This window comes from uncultured Tissierella sp., from assembly GCF_902479755.1.
Taxonomy (GTDB): domain Bacteria; phylum Bacillota; class Clostridia; order Tissierellales; family Tissierellaceae; genus Tissierella; species Tissierella carlieri.
On record NZ_CABSQO010000032.1, the window covers coordinates 34,945 to 43,572 of the forward strand.

General features: G+C 31.7%; 5 protein-coding genes. 2 read left to right on the forward strand and 3 right to left on the reverse strand.

The annotated features are described in order from the left end of the window. Positions 1-120: 120 nt before the first annotated feature. Complete coding sequence (gene polC, locus RDK80_RS15230) at positions 121-4,458, reverse strand: DNA polymerase III subunit alpha (protein ID WP_308524759.1); 4,338 nt, start codon at positions 4,456-4,458, stop codon at positions 121-123. Positions 4,459-4,681: 223 nt separating this feature from the next. Continuing rightward, on the reverse strand, positions 4,682-5,566 hold the full coding sequence (locus tag RDK80_RS15235) for a LysR family transcriptional regulator (protein WP_308524760.1): 885 nt from the start codon (positions 5,564-5,566) through the stop codon (positions 4,682-4,684). A 124-nt stretch (positions 5,567-5,690) separates the two neighbouring features. Here RDK80_RS15235 and RDK80_RS15240 point away from each other — a divergent pair, with 124 nt between their 5' ends. Together RDK80_RS15240 and RDK80_RS15245 are read left to right on the forward strand one after the other, a co-directional pair. After that, positions 5,691-6,269 carry a chromate transporter gene (locus RDK80_RS15240; protein WP_308524761.1) on the forward strand — a complete coding sequence of 193 codons (579 nt, stop codon included), beginning with the start codon at positions 5,691-5,693 and terminating at the stop codon, positions 6,267-6,269. Beyond that, complete coding sequence (locus RDK80_RS15245; RefSeq protein ID WP_094903280.1) at positions 6,262-6,825, forward strand: chromate transporter; 564 nt, start codon at positions 6,262-6,264, stop codon at positions 6,823-6,825. The genes RDK80_RS15240 and RDK80_RS15245 overlap by 8 nt, the downstream gene beginning before the upstream one ends. A gap of 238 nt (positions 6,826-7,063) precedes the next feature. On the opposite strand, the gene abc-f is transcribed toward RDK80_RS15245, so the two are convergent. Then, on the reverse strand, positions 7,064-8,628 hold a 1,565-nt coding region (abc-f, locus tag RDK80_RS15250), incomplete at its 5' end, for a ribosomal protection-like ABC-F family protein (RefSeq protein WP_308524762.1).

Genomic DNA, 8,628 nt, shown 5'->3' on the forward strand with positions numbered 1-8,628 from the left:
TGATATTGGATATTATGCCCAATGGAGACGGTGGATATTAAGATAAAATAAAAAGACCATAAACTTAATTGTTAAGCTTATGATCTTTCACTTTAATATAATTGCTACATAACAGAGTCGTTAGCCTACATCAAAAAAGCTTATTTGATCACTTTCAGGAAGTTCTTTTAAACAATCAAACTTTTTTAATGAGTCTATCGCAGCATTTCCAATCTTAGCACGTTTCCTTAAATCTTCTATGGAGCTGAAAGGTTCTTCCTGGGCTGCATTATATATACCTTCAGCAGCGACAGTTCCCATTCCAGGGATACTGTTTATAGGCGGTCTTAAATACTCTCCCTCAACCAGAAATTTTGTTGCATGAGATTTATATAAATCAATAGGCAGGAATTTAATTCCCCTTTCGTACATCTCCAAAACCAATTCCAAGTCATCGTACATGTCCTTATCCTTAGGAGCAGCATCATTACCCAACAATTCAATTTCCTTCATCTTTTCCTTAACCTTTTCTTTACCAAATATCATAAATTCTGCATCAAAGGCTTTTGCTCTAATCGAAAAGTATGCTGCATAATACGCCTTAGGGATATAAACCTTAAACCATGCTATTCTGAAGGCCATCATTACATAGGCTGCAGCATGGGCCTTGGGGAACATATACTTTATCTTTTTACATGAATTAATATACCATTCTGGTACATCAAACTCCCTCATCAAATTCTCATACTCTGGCCATTTTGGATCTTTTAAAGCCTTCCCCTTACGAACTGTTTCCATTATCTTAAAGGCAGTATTTGGTGGTAAGCCTTTTTTAATAAGATAAACCATAATATCATCTCTAGTACATACAGCTTCACTTATGCTGACAATTATTTCTGAATCAATTAAATCTTTAGCATTTCCCAGCCATACGTCAGTACCATGGGAAAGTCCAGATATACATATTAAATCCATAAAAGTTTTTGGCATTGTATCTAATAGCATTCCCCTTACAAATCTAGTACCAAATTCAGGAATACCAAATGTTCCTACCTTGGAATTTATCTGTTCTGGCGTTACTCCCAAAGCCTCAGTAGATGAAAATATGGACATGGTCTTTTTATCATCCATAGGTATCTTTTGCGGATCTACTCCAGTAATATCTTGGAGCATTCTTATAACTGTGGGGTCATCGTGCCCTAATATATCCAGTTTTAGTAAATTCTCGTCAATAGAGTGATAATCAAAGTGAGTTGTTATAATATCTGAATTTGGATCATCAGCAGGATGCTGAACTGGACAGAATTCAAAGATTTCTCGCCCCTTTGGCACAACTATTATTCCCCCAGGATGCTGACCTGTAGTCCTTTTAATACCTGTACAACCTTTTGAGATTCGAAGAATTTCTGCTTTATTTGCTGTTATGTTTTTCTCCTCAAAATATTTCTTCACATAGCCGAAGGCTGTTTTTTCTGCAATGGTACCTATAGTACCCGCCTTAAAAGTTGTACCCTTTCCAAAGATAACTTCCGTATACCTATGAGCCTTTGCCTGATATTCTCCCGAAAAGTTTAAATCTATATCTGGCTCTTTATCCCCATTAAAGCCTAAGAAGGTTTCAAAAGGTATATCTATTCCATCTTTAGTTAAATTTTCTCCGCAAACTGGACACATCTTATCAGGTAAATCAAAGCCTAATTTATAGCCATAATCTGTAAAATCCGAATGTTTGCATTTTGAACACCTATAATGAGGTGGCAAAGCATTTACTTCTGTTATACCAGTCATATACGCTACAACAGATGAACCGACGGAGCCCCTAGATCCTACAAGGTAACCATCCTCATTGGATTTCCATACCAGCTTTTGTGCGATAATGTACATTACTGAGAATCCGTTCTTTATAATGGAATCTAACTCCCTATCAAGCCTCTCTTGAACAATTTCAGGTAATGGATTTCCATAGAGCTCATGAGCCTTTCCATAAGTAATATCTCGAATAGTCTGCTCACAGCCTTCTATATGCGGAGTGGCCTTTTCTGATGAAATGGGACTAATTTGTTCACACATATCAGAAATCATATTAGTATTTGTAACCACAACCTCATAAGCCTTTTCCCTTCCTAAGTATGAAAATTCCTCAAGCATTTCCTCTGTAGTCTTTAAATACAAAGGAGCTTGATTGTCTGCATCTTTATATCCTTGACCTGTTTCCAATATACGTCTATATATCTCATCCTCAGGGTCTAAGAAGTGAACATCTCCAGTAGCAACTACAGGTTTGTTTAATTTCTCCCCAAGACGTACAATCTTTCTATTGATTTCTTTTAAGCTTTCTATATTTTCCACTTGCTCATTTCTTATTAAATAATCATTATTTCCTAAAGGCTGAATTTCTAAATAGTCGTATTCCTTTGCGATTGATTCAATTTCCTCCTCGGGTTTTCCTAAGAGTATTGATTGATAAAGTTCCCCTTCACTACATGCACTGCCAAGAATTAATCCCTCAGAATATTTTTTATAGAGGCTCTTTAAAATACGTGGTCTCTTATAAAAATAATCTAAATGAGAATAGGATACAAGCTTATATAAATTCTTTAATCCAATATAATTCTTTGCAAGTATTATAGCATGATAGGTTTTAAGCTTTTTATATTCCTCCTTCTTAGATTCCTCACTAGCAGCATATCTATCTATATCCTCAAGGGTTTCGGCTCCCAGTTCCTTTAACTTTTCAAGCATAATATTAAATACCTTTACAGTGGTATCTACATCGTCTAAGGCCCTATGGGCAACTTCAACCTTTATACCAAGGTTTTTAGCTATTCTTCCCAATTTATAGCTTTTAAAATCAGGAAAGACTTCTCGAGCTAAGGATAAGGTATCTATATATGTAAAGTCAAATTCATATCCCAATACCTTTGCATTATGTCTTAAAAAATTTATATCAAAATCAGCGTTATGTGCAACTAACACACTACCATTAATAAAATCTAACATTTTAGGAAAAATCTTATCTATAGTTTCTGCATCTTTAACCATATCATCAGTTATATTGGTAACCTCCACAACCCTTTGTGGAATAGACTTTTCAGGATTTACAAATGTACTAAACTTATCTATTACTACTCCATCTTTTAGTTTCATAATTCCTATTTCAGTAATTTTTTCTGTTGCTGCCGAAAAGCCTGTGGTCTCTAAATCAAGTACACAATATATAGTATCAATACTCTGTCCTTTAGGCTTTGTTACAGAGGGCTTTTTATCTGGTGTCAAGTAAGCTTCTACCCCATATATAACTTTCATATCCGGATTATCTCTTCCTAAAAGCTTATGTGCTTCAGGAAAGGCCTGCACCACTCCATGATCTGTTATGGCAATGGATTTCATTCCCCAACTCATGGCTCTATTAATTAAATCAGTGGCACTAGTCATAGCATCCATCTGACTCATTTGTGTATGCATATGAAGCTCTACCCTCTTCACCTCTGCATAATCATCTCTTTTAGCCTTCTTTATTCCTTCTGTTTCTATTATAGTATTAGCAATAATCTCAACTTCGCCAGAAAAATTGCTATAAGCTGCATTCCCAGAAAGTCTAACACCTTTGGCTTTTTTAATCTTATCTAATACCTCAATATCATCACCTTTTATAAAGGACTTACATGTTATGGAACTTGACCCATCATATAAATCAAAAGACACTAGAATTTTCCCACTTCTTAGCTCCCTAGATTCTATATTAGATATTTCACCCTCTATTGCTACCTTACCTTCATATGGTGTAATGTCAGTGATCTTTGTTATAGCTTCTTTAATTTTAGAGCTTCTACCTAATATTAGGAATGGGTCATTCTTTTTACCATTAGTTTCTACTTTCATTTCCTGTTTCTTTACAGTTTCTTTAGGAAATTTAAAATCATTGTTACTTTGTGTAATCTTAGCCTCTTTTTGAATTAGCATAATCTCATTTGAATATACATCTTCTTGCAGCCTTTTGAACTCTTCATTGCATATTTTATCAACAAAATTTATTTCATATTCTGTTCCGTAAAATTTTTTTATAGTATTTCTGATTTTTCTATTATAGCCCATGGATCTTAAAACATTTGATGCTGGGATTTTAAAATTTAAATTAATGGTATTTTCAAATACTTCAAATTCACAATTGTTTTTAATTGCATTTAATACAGGATATTTATCTGACATGGCAAATATAATATCTCTTAATTCCTCTTCTATAGGCATTTTATCAATTTCCTCAGCATACTCTACAATAATTTTAGAATCATTTAATGAAAATCTTTCCTTTATAAAATCATTAAGTCCTTCGATTTCTCTAATTTCAATATATTTATCGGTTCTAATTTTCATTTCCAATGTCTTATCATCTTTTCTTAAGACTACGCCTTCTACTGTTGCAGTATTTATATTGCCCTTTGCCTCATAATCATTGAAAATCTCATTTATTCTTTTCATTTTATTCCCTGACCTTCTTATAAATATTTCAACATTATACTATTATACAAGATATGCTTATAATTTTAAAGTTAGGATGATTAATAATTGATATACCATTAATAATATTCTCTATTTATCATTGGATCTATTCCTATCTTTTTTCACTTATTTACTACTTTTTCAAGACGACAAAAACCTATCGAGTATGACTATCTTATGAATAAGCTTTAGTAAAGATAGTCTATTTGTCATTTCCTTTATTCCTTATTATTTCAATTAGTATTTTATAATTCTTAGTTTGGATCTTATCTTTATGGAGTACAATGTGATTTACACTTGCTAATTCTAAATCATTTACTTTTACTTCAAGAATCTCTCCATTGATAAGTTCTCTTTCCACTAATATTTTGGGAAGCACACTTATTCCTAAATTTTGTTTTACTGCATAAATTAAAGCTTGTGAATTTACACTGGTCCACTCCGGGTTTATAGTTATGTTATGTAATAATAATGCACTGTCAAAAACATCACGAATGGCACTGCCTTTTTCTCTCAGCAATAGCCTTTCCTTTATTAATGAATTAACATCTATCGATTTTTCTAGAGCAAATTTATGTTGAGGTGAACAAATTACTGCTGACTCATAATTTGAAAATGGAATTCTCATTAACTCCTCCTTATAGATAACCCCTTCAATCAATCCTAAATCAATTTCATTATTAAGCAGCATATTTTCGATATTTCTAGCATTATCAATTATAACCTTTGTGGAAGTATTATTGCAAACCGCTTCGAAATTTGCTATTACCTTAGGTAAGATAAAGCTGGCAATAGTTATACTTGACCCAATCTTGATAGTCGCATTATCCTCTAATTCTTTAGAGTTTTGTTCCAAATCATCATACAAATCTAAAAGCTTTATTACCTTTGCTAAAAATAATTTACCTGTTTCATTTAGATAAAGTCTCCTAGAAATTCTGTCAAATAGACAAATACCTAAATAGGATTCTAGCTCATTGATTGCATGAGAAACTGCCGGCTGCGTCATAAACAGCTTTTCAGATGCCTTTGTAATACTCTCTTCTTCGCATACAGCTTTAAATATACGCAAATGTCTCAAATTCATATAAATCCCTCTCATTACTAATCAGTTATGTTTATCATAATATTATACTATTTTACTTATGATATTTCCATAGGATATAATATAGAAGATCTATAATTTATATATGAAGGAGAATTTTATCATTATGAAATCTAATAAGCTAAAACTTTATTTTTCATTATTTAAAATAATGTTTTCTATAAGTGCATTTACCTTTGGAGGTGGATATGTTGTTATACCTATGATCCAGAAATATTTCGTAAATAATTTAAAATTAATTAATGAACAGGAGCTATTAGATATGGCAGCCATTTCCCAATCAACACCTGGTGCAATTGCAGTTAATATTTCTGTATTAGTAGGTTATCGTATTGCTGGAATTATAGGTGCAATCATCTGTTGTATCGGAGCAGTCCTACCCCCCTTACTTATTTTATCTGTTATCTCTTCTTGCTATAGCGTATTTCGAGATAATAGAATTATTTCTTCTATCCTAAAAGGAATGGAGGCAGGTGTTGCGGCTACTATTGTGAATTTACTCATTGATATGAGTAAAGGAATTTTAGATGAAAAAAATTGGTTATTAACATTAATCGTCCCTGCTTCATTTTTTGCTAGCTTCTTTTTAAATATCAATGTTATTTTAATTATTATTTTCTGTTCATTTCTATGTTTTATACAGACTTATTTGAAAACCAAGAAAGGAGGGGCGGGCTATGACTAAAAATATAGTTATTTTGTTAGTTAGTTTTTTACAGATTGGTTTATTTAGTATCGGTGGAGGTTATGCTACAATACCATTAATACAGGAACAAGTAGTTGATTTGCATCATTGGCTTACTTTGAAAGAATTCACTGATATTATTACAATCTCACAAATGACTCCTGGTCCCTTAGCAGTTAATGCTTCAACTTTTGTGGGAATGCGTATTGCAGGTATATTTGGAGCTATAGTAGCCACCTTAGGATGTATTATATCTGGGTTTATTCTTTCTATTATCTTATACAAGTTCTTCAAGAAACATAAAGATATAGATATCATTTCCAGTATATTGAAAGGACTACGATCAATTTCTGTTGGACTTATTATTTCCTCTACATTTACTATCCTTTTAATTACCTTTTGTGGCTCCCAATGGCCTGATGCCAAAATGCTTAATTTTAATATTACTGCTATCTTTGTATTCATTATTTCTTTATTTTTACTAAGAAAGTATAAAACAAATCCAATCTCTATTATTATTCTAACAGGTATTGTAGGTTTATTTCTTTATCAATGATATTTTAGAAACTATAATTTAGATAAATTTTAATATAGGAATCAGAATACAACCAATAACATATTCTATAACCTTTTTATACCTTATATTTATATGTCTTCTGGCATAGACCAAAGGATGTCTAACAGATAATCTGTTGACATCCTTTCTCTATTCTGTATAAAAGTATTTTTTACTCTCCGCTTTCAATAAAAATTATTTATTAATAAAATTATAAGTTTGAACTTTATTGCTGTATTTATAATTCTATAATATCAGTAGCTACTTTATCTATAAACCTTTTATCGTGCTCCACTAAAATCATAGTTGGGGAATATTCTAAAATCATATTCTCAATTTGAATTCTTGAAATTACATCAATATAATTAAGTGGCTCATCCCAAATAAATAAATTTGCTTCTTCACACATGGATTTAGCTAAAAATATTTTCTTCTTTTGTCCCATACTTAAATTTTCAATAGGAGTTTCAAATTGGCTTCGTGAAAATCCCAACTTCCTCAACATGGTTAAAAATTTTGTTTTATCTAATTTTTCTTCATGAACAAACTCATCTATATTTCCACTAATAAAAGAGAATCTCTGTGGGACATAAGAGATGGCAATTCCCTTAGAAATCTCAAGCTTACCTTTCCAAGGAACTTCCTCTCCCAATATTGCCTTTATTATGCTACTTTTACCTGTTCCATTATCACCTCTAAAGACAATACAGTCTCCGCTTTGTATTGTAAATTTCATAGGATTAAAAATATTGTTATTTTCATATGCAATTGTAAAATCTTCTGCTTTTATATAGTATTTCGCATGATGTTCAATTACATCCATTTGTAAAGACTCTATAGTTTCTATATTTTTTAGTAGTTTGTTTTTTTCTTCTATAGCTTTCTCATATCTTTTTTCTATAGTTTTAGAACGCTTCATCATCTTTGCCGCCATATGACCTATATAGCCTCTATCACAAGGTCCATCTCCAATTTTAGTATCCTCAACTTTATCGGACCAAATAGCCTTTTCCCTTGCTGATTGCTTTAATCTCCTAATTTCTTTTCTTAATTTTTGATTTTGTTCTAGCTCATATTGATCTTCTAAATTCTTATTTTTCTCCCAGGTATCATAGGTTCCTTTCTGAAGAACGATCTTACTCTTCTCTATTGTTAGTATATGATCTACTATATTATTAATGAAATCCCTATCATGAGATACCAGTATAAATCCCTTCTTCTTCTGCAAATATTTTGCAACTACTTCTCTACCATGGGTATCTAAATGATTGGTAGGTTCATCTATTAACAAAAACCTTTCTTCCTCCGCAAATAGTAACGCCAATAGTATTTTTGTTTGTTCACCTCCACTTAATGTGGAAAATGAACGATAAAGAGTATCTTCATCTACTTCCAATAAATTCATTTCTCTTTGCAATTTCCATAATTCCAAATCCGGTTGCAAAGCATCTAATAATTCTAAAGTCATAATATCATACTCTTCAATAGAAAAAGGAAAATAAAACATTGGAATTGGTTTAATAATTAATCCTTCATAAGAATATTTATCCATCAAAAGTTTTAAAAAAGTTGTTTTACCATATCCATTTCTACCTATAAAACCTAATTTCCATTCTGTATCTAATTGTAAATTTAGGTCTTTAAAAATAGGTTCTACACTTCCTGGATACTCAAATGTTAAGTTACGAATATCAATTAACGCCATTTTAAATTCTCCCTTCATAATAAAATTATTAGCGAGAATCTGCAAATCATGACCACCCGTAAAACGGGTGGTTTGCTCTAGCCCTATAAGGGCATGGT